The following is a 23,746-nucleotide window of genomic DNA, read 5'->3' as shown; positions in this document are numbered from 1 at the left end:
ATGTATTCTAAAGAATTGTTAGAAAAATATGCGGATGTTTTAATTGAAAAGGGAGTAAACATCCAAAAAGGACAGTATCTGCTTTTGCAGTGCTGTATTGATACATTGCCTCTTGCGCGTATCATTTGTGAAAAAGCATTGTTGAAGGGTGCGAAGGATGTGCATGTTTCTATTTCTGATCCTGTGATCAAGAAATTGCGTGGAAAATATTTGTCTCAGGAACAATGCTCTGTTGTATATGATTTTGAAAAAGAAGAACTGGATTATTTTTTGAGAAATGATTGTGTGCAGATTGGCTTGATGGGTACATATCCTGGCTTGATGGATGGCGTCAGCGATGAAAATGCTATGGCACTTGCCTATGCTGGAAATGAAGTGAGAAATGTCGTTCGAAAATATATCCATGATGGTACGCTGCAATGGACAGGTACAGCCTATCCAACGCAGGAGTGGGCAAATACTGTTTATCCTGAAATGAGTGAAAGTGATGCAATGGCACAGCTTGAAAAAGATATTGCATGCATGATGCGCATTGATCAGGATGATCCTTTGAAAGCGTGGGATGATCATTGTGATCGTCTTAGAAAAGTTGGTGATGTATTGAATCAATATCAGTTTCAATCTCTGCATTTAGCAAGTGAACTTGGTACTGATCTAACAGTGCAGCTTGTTGAAAATCATATCTGGTGTTCTGCTGCAGATATGGGTGAAGCTAAAGTGAAAGCAAAATATATTGCGAATATGCCAACAGAAGAAATCTTTACGGATCCGCATCGTGATCATGTGGATGGAATTGCATATGCTTCTAAACCATTGATGATCAATGGAAAGCTTGTGAAAGATTTCTGGATTCGCTTTGAGAATGGAATAGCTGTTGATTGTGGTGCAAAAGAAAACGTTGAGTTTTTGAAAGATGCTTTGTTTCATGATGATCGGAGCAGAAGACTTGGTGAAATTGCACTTGTTTCTAAGAAATCACCAATCAATAAGATTGGAAGATTATTCTATAATGGCTTGATTGATGAAAATGCAGCTTCTCATTTGGCGTTTGGTTCTAGTTTTCCTACAAATATTGAGAATGGAACAGATATGGATGAAGGAGAGCTATTAAAACATGGTGTGAATGTTGCGAGCTGCCATCATGATTTTATGGTTGGTACAGAACATTATCATGTGGAAGGCATTACACATGATGGAAAAACAGTTGTTATTATGGATGATGGAGATTTTGTACTATGAACATATCAAACGAAGATTTTTTAATGGATATTCCTTCTTTTGATACATTAAAAGAAAAGGTTGTATCGTATCGGAAACAATGTGAAATCATTGATCGCTGGCTTGTAAAAAGACTGGATACAGTACTGCCAATGATTATGCAAAGAAGTGGTATTGATACATGGATCATCTGTAATAATGAACATAATGAGGATCCTGTATTCCGTACATTATCGCCAGCGTTGATGATTTCTGCGAGAAGATTGACGATCTTAATTATGCATTTGAAGAAAGATGGCAGTGTAGAAAGATTTTCTTTAACACATCCTGTACCGGATATTGCTCATCTTTATACACCTTGCTGGCTGAATCCGAAGGATGCGGTATGGGGAAATGATAAATATTTCCTGGAAAATAAAAAAGGTGTAAAAGTGAGTGGAACACCAGAAACGCAATGGGAATGTCTAGGCAGAGTTATTCATGAAATGCAGCCAAAGAAAATTGGCTTGGATTATTCAGAATATGACGCGTATGCAGATGGTTTGTCACATAGTCTGTATTTAAAAGTAATGAATGCTTTATATGAAGAAGATCGTAATAAAGTTGTTTCTGCAGAACCGCTTTGTATTGGGTGGCTGGAAACAAGAATTGATGAAGAAATGAATGCATACAATGGTATCGTACAGATGGCGCATGCATTGATCAAAGAAGCATATTCTTCTAAAGTGATTCATCCTGGCGTCACAACAAATGATGATGTGAGATTCTGGATGATGAAAAAAGCAAGAAGTCTTGGACTGGATCCATGGTTTGATTTTGAAACTTCTATTATTCGAAAAGATGCAGATATTGAAGGAGAAGATATCATTCAGCCTGGAGATGTATTACATTGTGATATTGGTTTTCGCTATCTGGGTCTTTGTACAGATACACAAGAGATGGCATATATCTTAAAGAATGGAGAAGTGGATGCGCCACAGGAATTGAAAGATGCTATGGCTACAGTCAATCGCCTGCAGGATATTACACTTGATAAATTTGAAGCAGGAAAAAGTGGCAATGCAGTCTTGAAAGAAGCAAGAGAAGAAGCACTGAAGCAAGGAATCGAACCATGCATCTATTCTCATCCACTTGGATTTGATGGACATGCTGCTGGGCCAACGATTGGACTATGGGATCATCAAGATGGTGTAGAACATGAAGGTGACTATATCATTCATGATGCGACATGCTATTCTCTGGAATTGAATGCTGCGGTAGAATTCTTTGGAAAAAAGCAAATCTTCAGTATGGAATCTGATATCATGTTAAGAGATGGAAAGAAATACTTCTTAGCAGGAAGGCAGACAAATTTCCACTTAATTAAATGAGGTAAATGAAAATGAAAGAAATCGTAACAAAAAATGCGCCTGCCGCTATTGGTCCTTATGCACAAGGATATATCGCAAATGGATTTTTGATCACATCTGGACAGCTGGGCGTAGATCCAGGCAATGGGGAAGCTCCTGAAGGTATTCAGGCACAGGCTGAATGGTCTTGCAAAAATGTTATGGCTATTTTGAGTGAAGCGGGTTGTGATGCTTCTAGAGTAATCAAAACAACTTGCTTCTTAAGTGATATGGCTGATTTTGCGGCATTTAATGAAGTATATGCAAAGTATTTTACATCTAAACCAGCAAGAAGCTGTGTCGCTGTGAAGACTTTGCCAAAGGGACTGCTTTGTGAAATTGAAGCAGTGGCAGAACTATGAATCAAGAAGAAATTGAAAGAAGAATGCGAGAAGGCAGAAACTCTTTGAAACCTCTAGTTGAAGAAGAAACAGACTATCAGTCAGATCAGGATCTGAAAAAACCACAGCCACCTTTAGTCAAGGAAGCAATGACATCTAATATCATTGCTTTGCCAACTGACTTTGAACATTTAACAATTGATAATGATTTCCTGCATGTGATTAATACAAGACAATCACATCGTGTATATACACAACAGAAAATGTCATTATTGGAATTGTCATATTTGTTATGGTGTACACAGGGTGTAAAGGAAATTCGTGGCAAATCTTATGCAACGCTTAGAACAGTTCCTTGTGGTGGTGCAAGACATGAATTTGAATGTTATATGGTCATTCAGAATGTGGATGGCTTGAAAGATGGTTATTATCATTATCTTCCAATGCATCATCAGATTGAAATGTTAAAAGAAGATAATGATCTGCATGACTTTATTTCTGTTTCTTTGCAGAAACAAGACTGGGCTTGTAAAGCAAATATTGTATTTTATTACAGTTTTGTATGTTATCGTGCAGAGTGGAGATATGGTATCTATGCACACCGTATGGTTATGTGTGATGCTGGTCATATTACTGAAAATCTGTATCTTGCATGTACAAGTATTGGACTTGGTGGATGTGCGATCGGTGCTGTCAATGGTAAAGTAAGTGATGAAGCTTTTGGTCTTGATGGAGAAGAAGAATTTATCATGTATGCAATGCCTGTTGGAACAGTATCCAAAAATGATGCACAGCAGGAAAAAGACTTCTATGCTTTTGTGAATGAACAAGGATTATAAGTTATTAAGTTACACTTTTGCGAAGGTGTAACTTGTTTTTGTTTTCACAAGATTTAAACTGAAAGCATATAAAGGAGTGTTTACAAAATGGCAAACAAAATCTCATTAAATCCTACATCTTATCATGGTGCAGGTGCAATCAACGAAATCGCTACAGAAATCAAGGCACATGGATTCAAGAAGGCATTTGTTGCTTCTGACCCAGATCTCGTGAAGTTCGGTGTTACAGGAAAGGTTACAGATATTCTGGATAAGGAAAATATTCCTTGGGAACTTTACAGTAACATTAAACCAAACCCAACAATTGAAAACGTACAGACTGGTGTAGAAGCATTCAAGAACAGTGGTGCTGATGTTATTGTTGCGATTGGTGGTGGATCCAGTATGGATACATCTAAGGCAATTGGTATTATCATTACAAACCCAGAATATGAAGATGTTAGATCATTAGAAGGTGTTGCTCCAACAAAGAACCCATGTGTTCCTATCATTGCTGTTCCTACAACAGCTGGTACAGCTGCTGAAGTAACAATCAACTATGTTATTACAGATATTGAAAAGAAGAGAAAGTTCGTATGTGTAGATACACACGACATGCCTATCGTTGCAGTAGTTGATCCTGAAATGATGTCTTCTATGCCTAAGGGCTTAACAGCTGCTACTGGCATGGATGCATTGACTCATGCGATTGAAGGCTACACAACAAAGGGCGCATGGGAAATGACAGATATGTTCCACCTGGAAGCTATCCGTTTAATTTCTAAGTATTTAAGAAGTGCAGTTGCTAATGAAAAAGAAGGCAGAGAAGGTATGGCTCTTGGTCAGTACATTGCAGGTATGGGCTTCTCTAACGTTGGTCTTGGTATTGACCATGCAATGGCACATACATTAAGTGCTTACTATGACACACCTCATGGTGTTGCCTGTGCTTCTTTACTTCCAATTTCTATGGAATTCAATAGAGACTACACAGGTGAAAAGTACAGAGAAATTGCTCGTGCTATGGGTGTTGAAGGTGTTGATGCAATGTCTCAGGAAGAATATAGAGATGCAGCAATCAACGCAGTGAAGCAGTTATCTAGTGATGTAGGTATCAACCCTAAGAATGATAGAATCAAGGAAGAAGATCTTGAACAGTTATCTATCGATGCATTACATGATGCTTGCTATCCTGGTAACCCAAGAGAAGCTACAAAAGAACAAGTTCTTGAAATGTTCCGTCAATTAATGTAATTCTTATAAGCACTTCAGCCAATGGTTGAGGTGTTTTTTTGTTAAATCTGGGTACTATAAGCAAAATGATGATTTCAAGAAATTGAATAAATGAAAAGATCATCCTTCTTCATGTCAACAATATTGAAGAAATCAATTATTAGATGCAAAAAATTTTCTGCTTCATTGATAATAGTGTTTTCTGTGGTTCTTTTTTGAAAACTTCATTAGATTTACACATGTTGATGCTGCTGAAAAAAAGACCTTATTGAACATAGTCAGGTATGTTCTTTAAGATCTTTTTTGATGGAATACTGCTTTTTTCATCCCAGTCTGCTAGATATAACATATAGTATTCATCATATGTTAAATGGGATTCTGTAATCTTTTTTGCGAGCTCTTTTCCGACATAGCGGAAATGTTCAAGCTCATCTTTTACACCAGTGATGGATGATTTTTCATTGGCGTATCTTTGAATGAATCCATAGGATGTGCAATTCTCAACCATCCATTTGTATGTTTCTGTTTCTGAAAATGCAACGTTTGTTTCGTATGTTGCGGCTACATTCACTGCTAGACCTGTCTGGTGTTCTGAGTGTCCTGGACGAATACTGTTTTTATCAGCTTCTGACTGGGACATTCTTGTTAGAAAGCTGTTATAGGCACTTTCCTGAATCGCATATTCACGATATCCAACAGTAGCGAAGAAGTAATGACCTGCCTCTTGAGATGCCTGAGCGAATGCAATAAATGCATCTGCGCATTCTTGTACAAGCTGTACACCACTGACGGCATATTGTGTATTGATATCTACAATATTGTCTGGTACAAAATCACTTGTTAGACCATAGGTGCTGTTTACTAGAACTGATGTATCGTGTGGAGAAGGGATTTCTTTTTGAAGCTTATATAATTGATAGTATGAATCACTTAATGAAAATGAAGATTCACTATTATGATCACGGTTATTCTTGCAATCCTGGATATATGGATTTTCATCCCATTGATAATCAAATACCAGAAGTGGTGTTAATTCAATGAATGTCAGATTGTTAAACAGGTTCTGTAACTGATCGACTTCATATCCTTTATCCATCAAACGATTGTATAGAAGAAAATCTGTATCTGTTAATGTACGATCTGTTTTGATTGCGGCATAGAGTGGCAGGTATTCTTCCTGTAAAGAACCATCTAGAATACATTGTTCCATGTATTTAGAATAATACTGATTTTGAATGATATCAGATGCATAGTCTGTTTTTTGAATGTATTTGATTGCTTCTTTGGAATATCCAAGATCTTTCAGCTTTGCTTCACTTGTAATCTTTGGAACCTGAAATGCTAGAACACCGCAGGCAATTACTAATACAAGAACTACAAGCAGACTTTTTCTGATGTGTCTTTTTCTTCTGTGTTTTTTAGGCATTGTTCTACCTCAAAGAGATTCCATGGATCTTTTTTTGGAGGAAGACATGAAATGGTCATTGGCTCTTTTTGTGTTGGATGAATAAATGTTAACTGATATGCATACAATGCAATCTGTCCTTTTTTTGTATGTGGGTTGTATCTTTGATCATATACAAGCGGCAGATTTCTAGAAGAGAACTGTACACGAATCTGATGGCTTCTGCCTGTTTCTAATGTGATATGTACAAGTGTCCTGTTCTGTTTTGTTTCTAGTACATCATAGTGCAGAATGGATTTTTTTCCTTCTTTTTCATTTGTGACAGTGACACGGTTGTTTTTTGTGTCTTTTTTGAGATAGTCAACAAGCGTGCCTTGTTTCTTCTTTGGAGTACCATCCAATACTGCAAGATATTCTTTTTTGAATGTATGTGTACGTACTTGATCACTGAGTCTAGAGGCAGCTTTGGATGTTTTTGCGAAAATCATTACGCCACCCACTGGACGGTCTAAGCGATGCACCAGACCTAGATATACATTTCCAGGTTTATTGTAAGTTTCTTTGATATATTGTTTGCACATCGTTAATAGATCAAGGTCGTGAGAACTGTCTTCCTGTACAGGAATATTGACAGGTTTTTCTACCACAAGTACATGATTATCTTCATAAAGTACGTGGATCATTTTCTTTCCCATCTTCCATAAATGCCACAAGGCAGTAATAGATCTCTATTCTGGAGTGGGATTGCAACTTCACCACAAGATACAGTGCCTTCTGGATGTTCTGGCAGGATCATTGTTTTCATCAGATCTTCTAAAACAATGGAAGAAAATCCTGTAGTATAACTATTGATTAAGAAGAACAGAGCGTTTTCATCAAGAATTTCCAGACAGGACTTGATTAATCCTGTGATTTCTTTTTCAAATTTCCACATTTCACCATTTGGACCTCTGCCGTAACTTGGTGGATCCATTAAAATACCATGGTATGTGTGACCTCTTCTTTTTTCTCTTTCAACAAATTTCAAACAGTCATCAACAATAAAACGAATCTTGTTATGTTCAAGGTGTGATAGGTCTCGATTTTCTTTTGCCCACTGTACCATACCTTTAGACGCATCTACGTGAACAACTTCCTGTGCACCAGCTGCGCTGCATGCCATTGTTGCGCATCCTGTATAGCCGAATAGATTTAATACACGGATTTCTTCATCTTTGTGTGCAGAAATCAAATCATACATCCAATCCCAGTTGACTGCCTGTTCAGGGAAGATTCCTGTGTGTTTGAATCCTGTAGGAGATACTTTGAATGTTAAATTACGATAGTCGATTGTCCAGGATTCTGGAAGCTTCTTTCTGTATTCCCAGCTTCCTCCACCTTTATTACTTCTATGGTAGATTGCATCTGCATTCTTCCATTGTTTATTTTCATGCATTGGCCAGATAGCTTGTGGATCAGGACGTCTTAAAATGACACCTTTCCATTGTTCTAACTTTTCTCCATTTCCTGCATCCAGGCAGGAATAATCTTTCCATTGATCAGCTTTTAAAATCATGTTTTTTTACCTCGTGCCTATTATAACATGTGCTTTCACATTTCATGTTTTGTTTTGATATAATAGTTGAACGATGGAGAAAAACATATGATCGATACTACATTATTAAATGAGAATCAAAAAGAAGCTGTACTGTCTGATGATCAGTATTTAAGAATCATTGCGGGTGCAGGCTCTGGGAAAACACGTGTTCTTACAACGCGTATTGTACATTTGATTGAAGATGAAGATGTACGTCCATATAAAATATTAGCAATTACGTTTACAAATAAAGCCGCAAAGGAAATGAAGGAACGTCTTTCTACGATGCTTCATGAAGAAGATGAACCTAAATGGATTTCTACAATTCATTCTCTTTGTGTACGTATTTTAAGAGAAGATATTTCTTGCCTGGGCTATCCAAAGAATTTTACGATCATGGATGCAGATGATCAGAAATCTATTGTGAAAGAAGCAATGAAGCAATTGGATCTCAAAGATTCTAAGTTGACGCCAGGGGAAGTTGTTGGCTATATTTCTAACAATAAAACGGCACAGATCAGTGTCGACGCTGCAAAGAAAATGGCAGGCAGCTTTACAGATGATACAGATAAAGCAAGAATCTATGAATATTATGTGAATCGTCTGAAAGAAATGTATGCTCTGGATTTTGATGATTTGATTTTAAAGACAGTTACGTTGTTTTCTGATTTTCCTTCTGTTTTAGAAAAATGGCAGAGAAGATTTGAATATGTACTTGTAGACGAGTTTCAGGATATCGATAATCTTCAGTATCAATTGATTCGTTTTCTTGTTGGTAAAAATGCTTCCTTGTATGTTGTTGGTGATCCTGACCAGACAATTTATACATGGCGTGGTGCGAATGTAGATATTATTATGCATTTTGAAAAGGATTTTCCAAATGCAAAAACAATCATGTTGAATGAGAACTATCGTTCTACAGATGCAATCTTGCGCGTTTCTAACAGTGTAATTCAAAATAATAAGAATCGTTTGAAGAAAGAATTGTATACATCAAAAAAGAATGAAGATAAAGTCATTCATTTTGGAGCGGAAAGTGAAGAATATGAAGATGCATGGATTGCGGGAATGATCCAGAAACTTCATACACAAGGGAAAAAATATTCTGATATCGCAATTCTGTATCGTTCTAACTATCTTTCTCGTGGTCTTGAAAAAGCAATGATTGATCTTAGAATTCCATACATTATTTATGGCGGCATTCGATTCTATGAACGTATGGAAGTAAAAGACGCTCTTTGTTATCTTAGAATGATCGTTACGGCAGATGATCTTGCTTTACAAAGAATCTTGAATCGTCCAAAGCGTGGAATCGGTGGAAAGACAATGGATAACATTGTAGAAGAGGCACGCAGAAACAATTCAACAATGTATGAAGTATTGAAAGCAAATCAGATTTTTTCTGGAAAGGCAAAAAAGACAATTGAAGAATTTGTTTCCATGATTGAAGGATGGAAAGCAATTGAGCGTGAAGGAAAAATGCCGCTGGATGAACTTCTTGGGAAGATTTTTGAAGAAAGCGGCGTCAAAGCAATGTGTGAAGCGGATGAGGAAAAAAGAGATGAAAGACTTTTAAATTTAAAAGCTTTACAGGAGGATTTACAGAACTTCACAAATGATAATCCTGATTTGAGTCTGGATGAATATCTACAGAATATTGCTTTATATACTGATCGTGACAGTGGGGAAGTAAATGAGTGTGTGCAGCTAATGACTGTGCATGCGGCGAAAGGTCTGGAATTTGATACGGTATTTGTTACGGATCTCAATGAAGGTATTTTTCCAAATGCGAGATCCATTGAAGACTCATCTCATGGCATGGAAGAAGAGAGAAGACTTGCCTATGTTGCTTTTACGCGTGCTAAAAATCATTTGTATGTATGTGAAGCAGGTGGCTTTTCCTTTATTATTCAAGGTCCTAGACAGACAAGCCGTTTTATTAAAGAAATGGACCATGACTATATGGTTGAAGCACCAGGCAGTTTTAATCAAAGAGGTGTGATGTCTTCTTCTAGTGAAGCACGTATCTTTAAGAATAGCTTTGCGGATTTTATGAGTCGTAATGATGATGAGGATGAAATTCCTTCACCAATTCATGTGGAACAGCCAAAAGCAAATAAAGTGAAGTTTAAGAAGGGTGATACAGTCATCCATCCAAAATTTGGAGAAGGTATCATTATTAAAGTGAAGAGAGAAATGCTTGAAATTGCATTTACATATCCTTATGGATTAAAGAAAATCGCAATATTTCCTGGATTGAAGAAGAAGGGCGAATGATGAATACTACAGAAGCAATGAAAAAAATGCGTGAACTTGTTGATACATTGAATAAAGCGAGTGATGCTTATTACAATGGTCAACAGGAACGCATGAGTGACTATGAATGGGATGCTGCATTTGATGCATTAAAGAAACTGGAAGAAGAAACAGGTACAGTTTTAGAAGATTCTCCAACAATTAATGTATCCAGTGATGATACACAAGGTTTGAAAGAACCACATGAGTTTCCGGCATTGTCTCTTGCGAAAACAAAGAAAGTTACAGATTTAGTGAAATGGGCGAGTGATAGACCTATCTTTTTGTCATGGAAACTGGATGGGTTAACACTTGTGGTGACATATGACAATGGAAAACTGACAAAAGTCGTTACACGTGGAGATGGACATGTTGGAACAAACATTACACATCTGGCAGGTGCAATCCATGGAATTCAAAAGACAATCAAGGAAAAAGGACATCTTGTGATCCGTGGAGAAGCTGTCATTTCCTATGAGGATTTTGAACAGTTTGTATTAGAGTCTGGAGAAGATTATGCCAATCCAAGAAACCTTGCATCTGGTTCTTTATCTTTGAAAGACAGTGAAGAAGTGAAGCGTAGAAATATTCACTGGATTCCTTTTACGCTTGTTTATACAGAAAAGAAAATTGTATCCTGGGGTGAGCAGATGCAGTATTTGCGTGATCTTGGATTTACGGTCGTTGATCATGAAGTGATTCAAACTCCTTCCTATGAAAATATTTCCGGGGTAATTGATGCGTGGACAAAGAAAGTAACGAATCATTTGAATCCATATCCAGTAGATGGACTTGTGATCACATATGATGATACACAATATGCTTCTACAGGTTCTATCACAGGACATCACGCAACACGTGCAGGATATGCATTCAAATGGGCAGATGAATCTGTAGACAGCACATTGGATCACATTGAATGGTCTTGTGCCGCTTCTACGATTACACCGGTAGCAGTATTTGAACCTGTAGAACTGGAAGGAACAACGGTAAAGCGTGCATCGTTATGTAATATTTCGGAATGTGAAAGACTTGGTATTGGGGCAAAAGGAACTGTTGTTTCTGTCATTAAAGCAAACAAGATCATTCCAAAGATCATTCATGTTTCTAAGATTGAAGGAAAACTTGAAATTCCTTCTGTATGTCCTGTTTGTGGACAGCCTACAGAAATTCATGTGAGTGAAAATTCTGGTACAAAGACATTGAAGTGTACAAATCTTGATTGTGCTGCAAAGAAATTGAAGAAATTCAGGCGTTTTGTTTCTAAGGGTGGTATGGATATTGATGGTATTTCTGAAGCTACATTGGCAAGATTTATCAATGAAGGATGGATCCACAATATTGGAGATATTTATCGTCTGAATGAACATAGAGAAGAAATTGCACAATTGGATGGCTTTGGTGAAAAGAGTGCTGATAATATCATGACTTCTTTAGAAAAGGCAAAGACAGTAGATGATGTTAAGTTGATTTATGCTTTGAATATTCCGCTTGTTGGTGTGGATGTTGCGCGCAAGCTGTTGAATGCGGAAGATTTAAGTGCTTTGGTTGAAAAAGCATCTACGACGGAAGATGTTGAATGTTTTGCATATATTGATGGTATTGGCAGTGAAAAGAGTTCTGCATTTGTGAAGTGGTTTCAAGATGAGAAGAATTTGCATGACTACCAAGATTTACTGAAGTATTTAACAGTGAATAAGACTGCTGCAGAAGCAGTGGATGATAAGTGTAAGAATTTAACATTCGTTGTGACTGGGGATGTACATCACTATAAGAATCGTAATGAATTGAAAGCATATATTGAAGCGCATGGTGGTAAAGTGACGGGATCCGTATCAAAGAGTACAAACTATCTCATCAATAATGATGTGACAAGTACAAGCAGTAAAAATACGAAAGCAAAGTCTTTAGGCGTACCAATCATTTCTGAAGATGAATTCATTGCACAGTTTGGTGAATAAGATATGATTCGTGAAATGCTGAAAAGTGATTATGAGGGTGTAAAAAAGCTGATGAAGCAGGTTCATCAGCTGCACTATGTTAATCGTCCAGATATCTTTCTGGATGGAGATGCATTGAGTCAATCTTATTTTGAAAAATTATTTCAGGATGAATATTTCCATTATGTGTATGTCAAAGATGATGAAATTGTTGGCTTATTAATGATGGAACATCATGTGAAACCGAGATATGAAGTTGTGAATGATAGAAATGTTTTCTACATCAGTGATCTGGTTGTGGATGAGAATCATCGAAAGAGTGGCATTGGCCGTGAACTATATGATTATGCAGCTGATGTAGCAAAAGCATATGAAGCAACAGGTATTGAACTAACGGTGTGGTCATTCAATCAAGATGCAATACGTTTCTATGAATCCTTAGGTATGACGCCAATGAACATGACAATGGAAAAGAAAGTATAAAAAAGATCTGAATTTTCAAAGTTCAGATCTTTTTAAATATTACAGTGTTTCGTGAGCGTTTCTTGCGATAACGTCTAACTGCTGTTCACGAGTTAAGTCAATGAATTTAACAGCGTAACCAGATACACGGATCGTGAAGTTAGCATATTCTGGCTTTTCTGGATGTTCCATAGCATCCTTTAGCTTATCGATACCAAACACGTTAACATTGAGGTGATGTGCACCCTGAGAAAAGTAACCATCTAATACATTTACAAGCTGCTTCTTCTGTTCGTCTTCTGTATGACCTAATGCACTTGGAGAGATTGTCTGTGTATTTGAGATACCATCCAATGCATATTCATATGGAACCTTGGCAACAGAGTTCAAAGATGCAAGCAGTCCATTCTTTTCTGCACCGTATGCTGGGTTAGCACCTGGTGAGAATGGAGCATATGCTTCTCTTCCATCAGGCAGAGCACCTGTAGCCTTGCCATAAACAACGTTAGATGTGATTGTAAGGATAGATGTTGTTGGTTCGGAATTTCTGTATGTGTGATATTTTTCAATCTTATGCATGAATTCCTTGAGTAACCATACAGCGATTTCATCTGCACGATCATCATCGTTTCCGTATCTTGGGAAGTCGCCTTCAATCTTGTAGTCAACAACTAAACCAGATTCATCACGAACTGTCTTAACCTTTGCATACTTGATCGCACTTAAGGAGTCTACAACGTGTGAGAATCCAGCAATACCAGTAGCGAATGTTCTTCTGACATTTGTATCAATGAGTGCCATTTCAGCAGCTTCATAGTAATACTTGTCATGCATGTACTGGATGAGGTTAAGAATATTAACATATAAACCAGCTAACCAGTCTAACATGAGATCATATTTGTGCATAACTTCCTTATAGTCTAGGTATTCAGAAGTGATTGGAGCATATTCTGGACCAACCTGCATGTGGTTGCCTTGCTTGTCAAGGAACTTTTCATCCTTACCACCGTTGATTGCATATAACAGGCACTTAGCTAAGTTTGCACGTGCACCAAAGAACTGCATTTCTTTACCAGTCTGTGTTGCGGATACACAACAGCAGATACTATAGTCATCACTCCAGATTGGTCTCATGACATCATCATTTTCATACTGGATACTGCTTGTCTTGACAGAAATCTTAGCTGCGTATTCTTTGAAGTTTTCAGGAAGACGCTTGGAATATAGAACTGTTAAGTTAGGTTCTGGAGAAGGACCCATGTTTTCAAGTGTGTGTAAGAAACGATAGTCGTTTTTTGTGACCATGTGTCTTCCATCTTGTCCAAGTCCGCCAACTTCAAGTGTTGCCCATACAGGGTCACCAGAGAATAACTGATTGTATGAAGGAATTCTTGCGAATTTAACCATACGGAACTTCATTGTCATATGGTCAATCATTTCCTGTGCTTCTTGTTCTGTGATTGTACCTTCCTGTAAGTCTCTTTCGATATAAATATCTAAGAAAGTGGAGATTCTGCCTACAGACATTGCAGCACCGTTCTGTGTTTTAATAGCAGCAAGATAGCCGAAGTATAGCCACTGGATTGCTTCGTGAGCATTCTTAGCTGGCTGAGAAATATCATAGCCGTAGATCTTAGCCATTTCCTTCATGCCCTTTAATGCACGAATCTGTTCTGCGATTTCTTCACGCTGACGAATGATATCATCACTCATATCCCCATGACCGCATCGATTCAAGTCTTCCTGTTTTCCAGCAATCAAACGATCGATACCGTATAATGCAACTCTTCTATAGTCACCAACGATTCTTCCTCTGCCATATGTGTCTGGTAAACCAGTTACGATATGAGAGTGTCTTGCGGCTTTCATTTCTGGTGTATATGCATCAAATACTGCCTGGTTATGTGTCTTGTGATATTCATTGAAAATCTTATCGAACTTTTCGTTTACCTTGTAACCATATGTTTCAGCTGCCTGTTGCGCCATTTTAATACCGCCGTAAGGCATGAATGCGCGCTTGAGTGGTTTATCTGTCTGAAGACCAACAATCTTTTCAAGATTCTTTGTTGCTTTATCAATATAGCCAGGACCATACGCTGTTAAAGAAGAAACGATTTCAGTTTCACATTCTAGAACGCCGCCTTTTGCGCGTTCTTCTTTCTGTAAAGCCTGTACTTTGTCCCAAAGTGTGTTTGTTGCTTCAGTAGCATCAGCTAAAAATGATTCATCGCCATCGTACTGTGTGTAGTTGTTTTGAATAAAGTCACGTACGTTGATGTCATCTACCCAATGACCACCTTTAAAATTTCTCCATTCTTGTTTCATTTGTAATATTCCTTTCTTTTATCTATTAACGGATTTCTCCGTGTAATACCTTGTCGGCTAGCGCAATGGATTCTTGATCAGGTGCTTCTACACCTTCTAAAGGATATTTCATGCCTAGTTTTTCCCATTTATATGCCCCCATATTGTGATATGGGAGAATTTCAATTTTTTTGACGTTTGAAAGTGTTTCAATAAATGCTCTTGTTTTCTTTAGGTCTTCTATATCATCTGTCCATCCCGGAACGAGTACCTGACGGATCCAGATGGGTTTGTTTATTGCACTTAAATATTGAAACATTTCTAAGATATTGTCATTTGGCTTACCTGTTAAACGGATATGCCTGTTCCGATCGATATGTTTGATATCAACAAGAAGAATGTCTGTATAATGCATTAATTCTTCAAATTTTGTAAACCATTCACCTTCTTTTGTGAAAGGTTCTCCTGCAGTATCAATACATGTGTTGATGTTTCTTTGTTTTGCTTTTTTGAATAGCTCAATCAGAAAATCAATTTGAAGAAGAGGTTCGCCGCCACTGACGGTAATTCCACCTTCACTTCCCCAATAGCTGCGATATCTTTCTGCGTGATCCAGGATTTGATCTGCGCTGCGCTGATCATCGCTGTTGAGATCCCATGTATCTGCATTATGACAAAAAGCACAACGTAAATGACATCCTTTCAAAAAAAGAATATAACGTAATCCAGGACCATCTACAGATCCAAATGTTTCAATGGAATGTACATTTGCCAGTGTCATAAAAAATACCTTTCTATTATGGAGATGAACTCACATATAGAAAGGTACTCTGCTTCAAAAAAGAATTCTTTGATTATAATCAAATTTCAGCTGATATTTCTGGAATTGTATAATTCTAATAGTTTTAATCGATTGGTTACTTTTAATTTTCCTTGCCCTAAACGTGTGATGAGTTGTTGTTCTTCTAGTTTACTGATGCATCTAGATACAGTTTCTGCACGTAATCCAATGGATGCGGCAATATCATCCAGCTTCATACAGATGACATGGTTTGTACATGTGGAATCTTTGCTGATCAAGAATCCTGCTAAACGTATCAAAGGCTGACGGACAGAAAGCAGTTGTGCTTTTTCTTTTGCTTCCTGTAGTTCTGTTGAAAGCATTGCAATTAATGACATTGTTGCATTTGGATATTTTGTTAATAGATGCATAAAATCTGTTCGCTTGATCTTGCATACCATTGTTGTGGTTAACGTAACAATACTGTAATGATATGTGTAGTCATTCAGAAACATATCATGCCAGATTGCCTGACCTTCATGCAAGACATCCATGATATATTCTTCACCATTTGCATCATAGCGGCATGTTTTGATGCGACCATGTCGAATGATGAGAACTGAATCAATTTTATCTCCTTCCTGTGCAATGATTTTTCCTTTTGGATATTGAATATGATCGGAATGATTTACTAGATCTTCCTGGACATCTTTTGGCAATGATTTAAATAAACGAATCTCTGATGTACATAATTTATTGTTTTTTCTAAATGGGCATCCAATTGTGCTGATTTCTAGTTCTTTGCTCATGTATTTATTGTATAACAAGTTGAGCATATGTTGAAAATATACGATTAAAACGGTAAAATTGTTACTTGTCGAAGAAGGTAATAAATATGGAAGAAAAAAAGGATAGAGAATATTTTAAAACACTAGCACATCATTTGATGTTTGATCTATCTGATGAAGAAGCAGATAGCATTGTTCATGAATTTGGAACATTAGAATCTCAAATGGCTTTGTTAGATGCGGTGAATACAGAAGGCGTAGAAGAAATGATCTACCCATTTGAAGCTGCGACAACATTCTTAAGAGAAGATGTTGTCAGCAACGTTATTACACAGGATGAAGCAATGAGCAACGTCAAGAAGAAGTTAGAAGGACATTTCGTTCTTCCAAAGGTGGTAAAGTAAATGATTGAAGAAATGGCTAAAGATAGAAATAATGTTGAAAGTCGTGTAAAAGAAGCATATGAAAAAGCACAGGCTTTACAAGATAAGTTAAATGCGGTTATCACTTTTGTTGATCCTGAAGAACAGTTAAAAGAATTGCCAGAAGATGGTGCGTTTTATGGTGTTCCAATTGTATTGAAAGATAATGTTAATACAAAAGGAATTCGTACAACTGCAGGAAGCAAGATTTTAAGCAATTATGTTCCTGTATATGATGCTGAAATTGTAACAAAGCTTAAAAAGGCTGGTGCAGTGTGCATCGCAAAAGCATCCATGGATGAACTTGCTATGGGTGGTACAAATTTAACATGTTTTACAGGTCCAGCATATAACCCATGGGATACTAGACGTATGACAGGTGGATCTTCTGGCGGATCAGCTGCTTTAGTCGCAAGTGGTGTTGTACCAATGGCAATTGGTTCTGATACAGGTGACTCTGTACGTAAGCCAGCAAGTTTCTGTGGAATTGTTGGTGTCAAGCCTACATATGGAAGAATCTCTAGATATGGAATTATCCAGTATGCTTCTTCTTTAGATCATGTTGGATATTTCACACGTTCTATTGAAGATGCTGCAGCTACTTTGAAAGTACTGGCTGGCAGAGATGAAAGAGATATGACATCTTCTTATAATGAAGTGCCTGATTACAGTGCTTTATTAAATGATGATATCAAGGGTAAGAAGATTGCGGTCATTGGAAATGTGATTAAAAATATTTCTAATCAGGAAACAGTGAAGATGTTTAATGATTTGATGGATCAGTTAAGAGCGAAGGGTGCAATTGTTGATGTCTATGATTTTGATAACGACATGATGCGTGCAATTCTTCCAGCATATTTTATTATCGCAAACTGTGAAGCTACATCTAATGATTCTAATCTGGATGGTATCCGTTTTGGTGTGAGAGAAGATGGCGAAGATATGGAAGCTATCATGACAAATTCTAGAACAAAGGGATTTGGTCCATTGATTAGAAGAAGATTTGTCATTGGTTCTTATGGCTTGTTTGAAGCAAACCAGGAAAGAATCTTCAGAAAAGCACAGAAAGTTAGAAGAGTCGTTGTAGATGCAATGAATGAATGCTTCAAGGAATATGATGCAATTGTTGCTCCAGCGAGTGGAAATATTGCACCATTCATCAACAAGGATGAAGATCAGGATCAGTTATCTAATCAGTTATCTGATGAAAATCTCATCGCGGAAAACTATATGGCAATGGGTAACTTCTCAGGATATCCTTCCATGACTGTTCCAATGGGATTTGAAGAAGGATGTCCAATTGGTATTAACATTACAACACCAGCATGGTGTGAAAGTGATATGTTCAATATTGGTCTTGCGATTGAAAATATCACCGGATATAAAGATATGAAAGTTGAGGTGAAGTAACAATGGAATACGATGTAACGATTGGTATTGAAATTCACTGCCAGCTCAAAACAAACACAAAGATGTTCTCTGGAGCACCTACTTCCTTTGGACGTAAAGCAAATACTTGCGTGAATGAAATTGATTTAGGTCATCCTGGAACATTACCTGAAGTAAATAAGGAAGCTGTAAGAAAAGCAGTAATGGCTTGTACAGCATTGAATCTGACAATTGATCCACTTGTGAAATTTGATCGTAAAAACTATTACTATTCAGATCTTCCAAAGGGATTCCAGATTACACAGCAGTTTCATCCAATTGGAAGAAATGGATATGTAGAAATTGATACAAAGAGTGGAAAGAAGAAGATTCGCATTAATCGTATTCACATGGAAGAAGATACTGCGAAACAGTTCCATTTAACAAAGTTCTCATTATTGGACTTTAACCGTGCGGGAACACCACTTGTTGAAATCGTATCTGAACCTGACATGCATTCTGGTGAAGAAGCTGAAGCATATGTAGAAGCATTGAGACAGACGCTGTATTACATTGGTGTCAGCGACTGCAAGATGGAAGAAGGTTCTATGCGTTGTGATACGAACGTATCTATTTCTCCTAAGGGAAGTGGCGTACTTGGTACAAAGTGTGAAATCAAGAATATCAACTCTATTTCTCATGTTGGCAAGGCAGTTGATTACGAAATCAAGCGCCAGAAGGAACTTCTTGAAAATGGTGAAAAGGTAATTCAGCAGACAAGAAGATTTGATGAAAAGACTGGTACAACAATTGCAATGCGTTCTAAGGAAAGCAATGTTGACTATAAGTTCTTCCCTGAACCTAATATTTTCCCTATTCGTTTGAGCGATGAATGGATCAAGGATATTCAGGATCATATGCCTGAACTTCCGGAAGCTCGTAAGGAAAGATATTCAAAGGAATATGGTTTAAGTGCACACGATATTGCAATCTTGATTTCTAACAAGGAAATGAGTGAATACTTTGAAGAAGTAATGAAATTCACAAAGAATGCAAAGATTGCATGTAACTGGCTGTTGTCTGATGTATCTGCATGGTTGAATGCAAATGAGAAGACAATTGAAACTTGTGAATTGAAGCCTGAAATGCTTGCAAAGCTTGTGGGCATGATTGAAGATGGAAAGATTTCTAATGCACAGGCAAAACAGGTTGTTGATGAAATGATGCATGGTGAAGATCCTGAAGCAGTTGCTGAAAAGAAGGGATTGAAACAGATGAGTGATACTGGTGCCATTGAAGCAATGGTCAAGGAAGCTCTGGATGAAAATCCTCAGGCAATTGAAGACTTCAAGAATGGCAAGGGCAAAGCACTTGGCTTCTTGATGGGACAGGTTATGAAGAAATCCAAGGGACAAGCAAACGGTGGAATTGTTAATAAGTTGATCAAAGAAGAACTACAGAAGCGTATTGGTGAGTAGTCAAATCCTTTCAAAAAGTTTAAAATAGAAGAACGGAGAAAGATAAATGACACAAAACAAAACAAAAGAGACAGCTAGATCTCTTAAGAAAAAAAATAAGACACATCGTACAGGTATTCTGTTTACTATTTGCTTGATTTTGGTATTGGCACCATTTGTTGTACTTGGCTGGATCTTATTTTCATCCAGTATGGATACTGGTACACCAGTACTTGGAAATCGTTTTGAAGGTGATTTAGATCCTGCAATTACAAAGAATCAGATGAATGACGTTGAAAGTGCAGTGAAGGCTCTTGGTGGTCAGGATAATGCATTTGTTACAATGACAACAGCTACATTACGTGTATATGTTGATGTTGCGGATGATGCAAATGAAGAAACTGTAAATGCAAAAGCAGATGAAGTATATAACACAGTTGCTTCTATTCTTGATCCAGCTGTATATTTCACAAAGACTGATTCTAAGAAGCAGTATGATCTGGAAATTCATGTATATACACTTCCTGAAAGAACGGATGCAGAAGGTGAAAACTTTATTTATGTTATTGATACAAAGACATCAAATATGGCAGAACCTCAGAAACAGACAGTTTCTGTTGCGAAGGATCAGGCTGTTGCGGATAAGTTGAGACAAGCTGTTCTTGATCGTCAGGCTGCAGCAAGTGCAAGTGCTGAAGCGCAGCAAAATGGTGGTGAAATCACTGGTGGTGAAGATGTACCTAATGATGATGCATCTGGTGAAGAACAACCTGCAGAATAATAAGGAAGAAGGGACAGTATGTCCCTTTTATTGAAACTATATGGAAATGAAAAAGAATGAAATTTATACCGCTACATGTACTGGATATTCATCTGAAGGTGCTGGAGTTACAAGAATCAATGATGTGGTGATTTTTGTGCCTGGTTTGCTTGCTGGTGAAGAAGCAGAAATCGGTATTACAAAAATGAAGAGCAGCTATGGCTATGGCAGAGTAGTGAAGATTTTGAGACCATCTGAACATAGAGTGGAACCAAAGTGTTCTGTGTATCGACCATGTGGTGGATGTCAGCTGCAGCATATGGATGATTATGCACAGCGTGAATTCAAAATGGGAAAAGTGAAAGATTGTTTTCACAAGAATGCTGGAATTGAAATCGAGCCACTTCCAATCTTGAAAGAAGAACCATACTGGAATTATCGTAACAAGGTACAGGTACCTGTACAGGTAAGAGATGGAAAAGTAGAGATGGGTTTCTATCAGAATCATACAAACCGTGTTGTATCGTATGACAGCTGTCATGTTCAAACGGAATTATCAAATGAATTAACACACTTCTTTAAACAGGCTTTTGAAGAATTTCATTGTGGAAAAGAAATTCGTCATGTGTTAATTAAACATGCACATGTGAGTGGTGAAGTCATGGTTTGTTTTGTGGTGAGAAACTGGTCATTTGAAAATAGTGATAAACTGATTGCATTAACACAAGAGAAATATCCAAATATTACTTCTTTATCATGCATTATTAATCGTAGAGAAGATAATGTAATTCTTGATGGTGAAGAAGTATTGATTGCGGGAAAGCCGTATATTGAAGAAGAATTGTTAGGATGTAAGTTTAGAATATCCGCAAGATCTTTCTTCCAGATTAATCCATACGCAACAAGAGTTTTATATTCTACAGCTTTGGAATATGCACAATTAACAGGAAAAGAAACATTATTGGATCTTTACTGTGGTACTGGTACGATGGGTATCATTGGTGCAAAGAAAGCAAAAGAAGTGTATGGGATTGAAATTGTGGCGGATGCGATTAGAGATGCTAAGATCAATGCGGAGGCAAATGATATTCACAATATTCATTTTATGAATGCGGATGCATCTGATGGTGCAAATCAGCTAATTGCTTCAAATATTAAAATTGATGCGATGATTGTAGATCCTCCTAGAAAAGGATGTTCTAAAGATACACTAGATGCAATATTTAAGATTGCCCCTGAAAGATTAGTGTATGTATCTTGTGATCCAGCAACATTAGCTAGAGATGTGAAAATCATTACAGGGAATGGCTATCAATTAGAAAAAGTACAACCGTGTGATATGTTTCCACAAACTGTACATGTGGAGACTATCGCGTTGCTAACTCGGATGAACTAACAGAAATCCTTTATTTTAAGCACTTTTTTGATGGTTTCATCTTTAAGAAAAATTCAGATGGAAGCCTACAAAAGTCGAAAATTGACTCGTTTTTAGTTAGAGTCTGTGTAGACCTGGAGACGATGGATACGTCTTAAACGTTATATATATGAATAAAAGAAGAGATGGGAATTTACGTATTCATGTAAATTTGCGTCTCTTTTTGTTTGGACGCTAGAAAGGAGATAAACATGGAATTTAAAAATCGAAGAAGAAGGGCATTTACTCAAATTGATAACGAAGTATTACAAAATAATTCAAAATTAAGTTGGAAAGCTAAAGGAATTTTAGCAGTAATGTTATCTTTTCCAGATGATTGGTCATATAGTATAGCAGATCTTATAAAACGTGCTAAAGACGGAAGAGATAGCTTGTATGGTGGATTGAAAGAATTAGAAAATGCAGGTTATTTGAAACGAGAACAAACAAAAGACAAGAAAGGTAAAATCACAGGAATTGTGTATTACGTTTCTGATTTAGTGCTTGAAAGCAATAATTTGGAAAATATCGGTAATGATTCAACAGATAAACCATGTACGGAAAATCCGAATATGGAGTCGAATAAATCAAATAGACCACATACGGAATTCCCGGATGCGGATAATTCGAATGTGGAAGTGCCAATTACGGATTTTCCGTATACGGATAATCCATATCCGGAGAATCCACCACTACAAAGAATAAATAAGACAAATACTAATAATACAAATATCAATCAATCTAAGTTACTAGAACTATGTAATGCTTCACAATCAATAACTGATGATCGATTGAAAGACCTAATTAATTACGAAAATGTTGAAACAAAAATAAAAACACAAATCGAATATGAGAGTTTGAAATATGATTGCGTAAGTGATTGGGAAGTTGAACTTTTGGACAATATTGTTGGTCTTATTACAGAAATCATGACGAGTAAAAGAAGTAAGATGAAGATTGCTGGAGAATATCGTGATTTAGAAACAATAAAACGGCAATTCAAAAAAATAGATTATTGGTGTATAAATGATCTTCTAAATAAACGTAGTGAAACACCAGAATTGGTCTTGAGTATAAAAAATCCGAAAAACTACTGGTTAAGTGCTTTATATAATGAACCAATGACAAATCGCTTGTAACAAAAAATATGAAAAGGATAGCTAAAATATGAGAACGAAAATAATAAGTGTCGTAAATCAAAAAGGTGGAACCGCAAAGACCACCACAGTTTTAAATCTAGGAATTGGATTAGCAAACCATGGTTATCGAGTATTACTGATTGACTTGGATCTGCAGGGTTCATTAACAGTTTGCTTAGGACATGATTTCCCAGACGAATTGAATAATACAATTACAGACTTACTCGAAGGAATAAAGGACGAATCACCTATCTCATGTGAAACGGTTATTCGTAAACACGAGGAGGGAGTAGATTACATACCTGGAAACATCACTTTATCCGGTCTTGAGGTTTCACTCGTTAACACAATGAACCGTGAGAGAATTCTTCAACAACTCCTTCAACAGATAGCAAATGGCTACGATTATATTTTGATTGATTGTATGCCATCACTTGGAATGCTGACATTGAATGCTTTAGTTGCATCAAATGAGGTCATAGTTCCTGTGCAAGCAAATTATCTATCAATCAAAGGTTTAGAACAACTGTTATGAAATGACCTTTGTCAAGCAAAAGATAACTTTTTGAATGTCATTTATCGAAGAAGATAAGGAAAGAGTTCCGAATTGTAACAGTTCTCGGTAGTTGGCCACTCT

The 23,746-nt window shown here is 37.0% G+C and carries 21 protein-coding genes; 15 read left to right on the top strand and 6 right to left on the bottom strand.

Features of this window, described 5'->3' with window-relative positions; all coding sequences use genetic code 11:
- From ACTND6_RS02850 to fucO, 5 genes are all read left to right on the top strand, one after another.
- Complete coding sequence (locus ACTND6_RS02850) at positions 1-1,239, top strand: aminopeptidase (protein ID WP_441021875.1); 1,239 nt, start codon at positions 1-3, stop codon at positions 1,237-1,239.
- The gene (locus ACTND6_RS02845) at positions 1,236-2,588 is read left to right on the top strand and encodes a M24 family metallopeptidase (RefSeq protein WP_441021873.1); all 1,353 of its coding nucleotides are present in this window, start codon (positions 1,236-1,238) and stop codon (positions 2,586-2,588) included. Before ACTND6_RS02850 ends, ACTND6_RS02845 begins: the two co-directional genes overlap by 4 nt.
- Positions 2,589-2,599: 11 nt before the next feature.
- Complete coding sequence (locus tag ACTND6_RS02840) at positions 2,600-2,968, top strand: RidA family protein (protein ID WP_441021871.1); 369 nt, start codon at positions 2,600-2,602, stop codon at positions 2,966-2,968.
- Positions 2,965-3,786, top strand: coding sequence for a SagB/ThcOx family dehydrogenase (locus ACTND6_RS02835; RefSeq protein ID WP_441021869.1), 822 nt, complete (start codon positions 2,965-2,967; stop codon positions 3,784-3,786). The genes ACTND6_RS02840 and ACTND6_RS02835 overlap by 4 nt, the downstream gene beginning before the upstream one ends.
- Positions 3,787-3,873: 87 nt before the next feature.
- A complete protein-coding gene (gene fucO, locus ACTND6_RS02830) occupies positions 3,874-5,019 on the top strand; it encodes a lactaldehyde reductase (RefSeq protein ID WP_441021867.1) in 1,146 nt (381 codons plus the stop codon).
- 244 nt (positions 5,020-5,263) lie between these two features.
- On the opposite strand, the gene ACTND6_RS02825 is transcribed toward fucO, so the two are convergent.
- The 3 genes from ACTND6_RS02825 to ACTND6_RS02815 are packed head-to-tail and all read right to left on the bottom strand — an operon-like array spanning position 5,264 to position 7,958.
- Entirely contained in the window at positions 5,264-6,424 is a 1,161-nt protein-coding gene (locus tag ACTND6_RS02825) for a M15 family metallopeptidase (RefSeq protein WP_441021865.1), read from the bottom strand.
- Positions 6,373-7,086 (bottom strand): RluA family pseudouridine synthase, encoded by a 714-nt coding sequence (locus ACTND6_RS02820; protein ID WP_441021863.1) that lies wholly within the window; start codon positions 7,084-7,086, stop codon positions 6,373-6,375. The genes ACTND6_RS02825 and ACTND6_RS02820 overlap by 52 nt, the downstream gene beginning before the upstream one ends.
- Positions 7,083-7,958, bottom strand: coding sequence for a class I SAM-dependent methyltransferase (locus ACTND6_RS02815; RefSeq protein WP_441021861.1), 876 nt, complete (start codon positions 7,956-7,958; stop codon positions 7,083-7,085). The genes ACTND6_RS02820 and ACTND6_RS02815 overlap by 4 nt, the downstream gene beginning before the upstream one ends.
- A gap of 87 nt (positions 7,959-8,045) precedes the next feature.
- Between ACTND6_RS02815 and ACTND6_RS02810 the strand changes: the two genes are divergently transcribed.
- Genes ACTND6_RS02810 through ACTND6_RS02800 form a run of 3 tightly spaced genes read left to right on the top strand, consistent with a single transcriptional unit; the run spans position 8,046 to position 12,697 of the window.
- Positions 8,046-10,256 (top strand): ATP-dependent helicase, encoded by a 2,211-nt coding sequence (locus tag ACTND6_RS02810; RefSeq protein ID WP_441021859.1) that lies wholly within the window; start codon positions 8,046-8,048, stop codon positions 10,254-10,256.
- Positions 10,253-12,235: an NAD-dependent DNA ligase LigA gene (gene ligA / locus ACTND6_RS02805; protein ID WP_441021857.1), complete on the top strand. Its 1,983-nt coding sequence runs from the start codon at positions 10,253-10,255 to the stop codon at positions 12,233-12,235. The genes ACTND6_RS02810 and ligA overlap by 4 nt, the downstream gene beginning before the upstream one ends.
- 3 nt (positions 12,236-12,238) lie before the next feature.
- Positions 12,239-12,697, top strand: coding sequence for an N-acetyltransferase family protein (locus ACTND6_RS02800; RefSeq protein ID WP_441021855.1), 459 nt, complete (start codon positions 12,239-12,241; stop codon positions 12,695-12,697).
- Between the two features lie 39 nt (positions 12,698-12,736).
- On the opposite strand, the gene pflB is transcribed toward ACTND6_RS02800, so the two are convergent.
- The 3 genes from pflB to ACTND6_RS02785 all read right to left on the bottom strand — a co-directional run bounded on the left by pflB (position 12,737) and on the right by ACTND6_RS02785 (position 16,570).
- The gene (pflB, locus tag ACTND6_RS02795; protein WP_441021853.1) at positions 12,737-15,001 is read right to left on the bottom strand and encodes a formate C-acetyltransferase; all 2,265 of its coding nucleotides are present in this window, start codon (positions 14,999-15,001) and stop codon (positions 12,737-12,739) included.
- 25 nt (positions 15,002-15,026) lie between these two features.
- Positions 15,027-15,761, bottom strand: a complete 735-nt coding sequence (gene pflA, locus ACTND6_RS02790) for a pyruvate formate-lyase-activating protein (protein ID WP_441021851.1) — start codon at positions 15,759-15,761, stop codon at positions 15,027-15,029.
- Positions 15,762-15,847: 86 nt separating this feature from the next.
- Positions 15,848-16,570, bottom strand: coding sequence for a Crp/Fnr family transcriptional regulator (locus tag ACTND6_RS02785; protein ID WP_441021849.1), 723 nt, complete (start codon positions 16,568-16,570; stop codon positions 15,848-15,850).
- 86 nt (positions 16,571-16,656) lie between these two features.
- Between ACTND6_RS02785 and gatC the strand changes: the two genes are divergently transcribed.
- From gatC to ACTND6_RS02750, 7 genes are all read left to right on the top strand, one after another.
- Positions 16,657-16,953 carry an Asp-tRNA(Asn)/Glu-tRNA(Gln) amidotransferase subunit GatC gene (gene gatC, locus ACTND6_RS02780; protein WP_178177127.1) on the top strand — a complete coding sequence of 99 codons (297 nt, stop codon included), beginning with the start codon at positions 16,657-16,659 and terminating at the stop codon, positions 16,951-16,953.
- The gene (locus ACTND6_RS02775; protein ID WP_178177126.1) at positions 16,954-18,381 is read left to right on the top strand and encodes an amidase family protein; all 1,428 of its coding nucleotides are present in this window, start codon (positions 16,954-16,956) and stop codon (positions 18,379-18,381) included.
- 2 nt (positions 18,382-18,383) lie between these two features.
- On the top strand, positions 18,384-19,817 hold the full coding sequence (gene gatB / locus ACTND6_RS02770; RefSeq protein ID WP_441021847.1) for an Asp-tRNA(Asn)/Glu-tRNA(Gln) amidotransferase subunit GatB: 1,434 nt from the start codon (positions 18,384-18,386) through the stop codon (positions 19,815-19,817).
- A 46-nt stretch (positions 19,818-19,863) separates the two neighbouring features.
- Entirely contained in the window at positions 19,864-20,577 is a 714-nt protein-coding gene (locus tag ACTND6_RS02765) for a hypothetical protein (protein ID WP_178177124.1), read from the top strand.
- Positions 20,578-20,623: 46 nt separating this feature from the next.
- A complete protein-coding gene (gene rlmD, locus ACTND6_RS02760; RefSeq protein ID WP_441021844.1) occupies positions 20,624-21,952 on the top strand; it encodes a 23S rRNA (uracil(1939)-C(5))-methyltransferase RlmD in 1,329 nt (442 codons plus the stop codon).
- Positions 21,953-22,182: 230 nt separating this feature from the next.
- A complete protein-coding gene (locus ACTND6_RS02755; RefSeq protein WP_441045047.1) occupies positions 22,183-23,109 on the top strand; it encodes a DUF6017 domain-containing protein in 927 nt (308 codons plus the stop codon).
- Positions 23,110-23,137: 28 nt separating this feature from the next.
- On the top strand, positions 23,138-23,644 hold the full coding sequence (locus ACTND6_RS02750; protein ID WP_441045045.1) for a ParA family protein: 507 nt from the start codon (positions 23,138-23,140) through the stop codon (positions 23,642-23,644).
- Positions 23,645-23,746 lie beyond the last annotated feature (102 nt).

Origin of the sequence: Bulleidia sp. HCP3S3_C9, assembly GCF_052064035.1 — a bacterium.
GTDB lineage: Bacteria > Bacillota_I > Bacilli_A > Erysipelotrichales > Erysipelotrichaceae > Bulleidia.
Note: the sequence above shows the minus strand (reverse complement) of the source record. Positions and strands in the feature narration are given on the sequence as shown.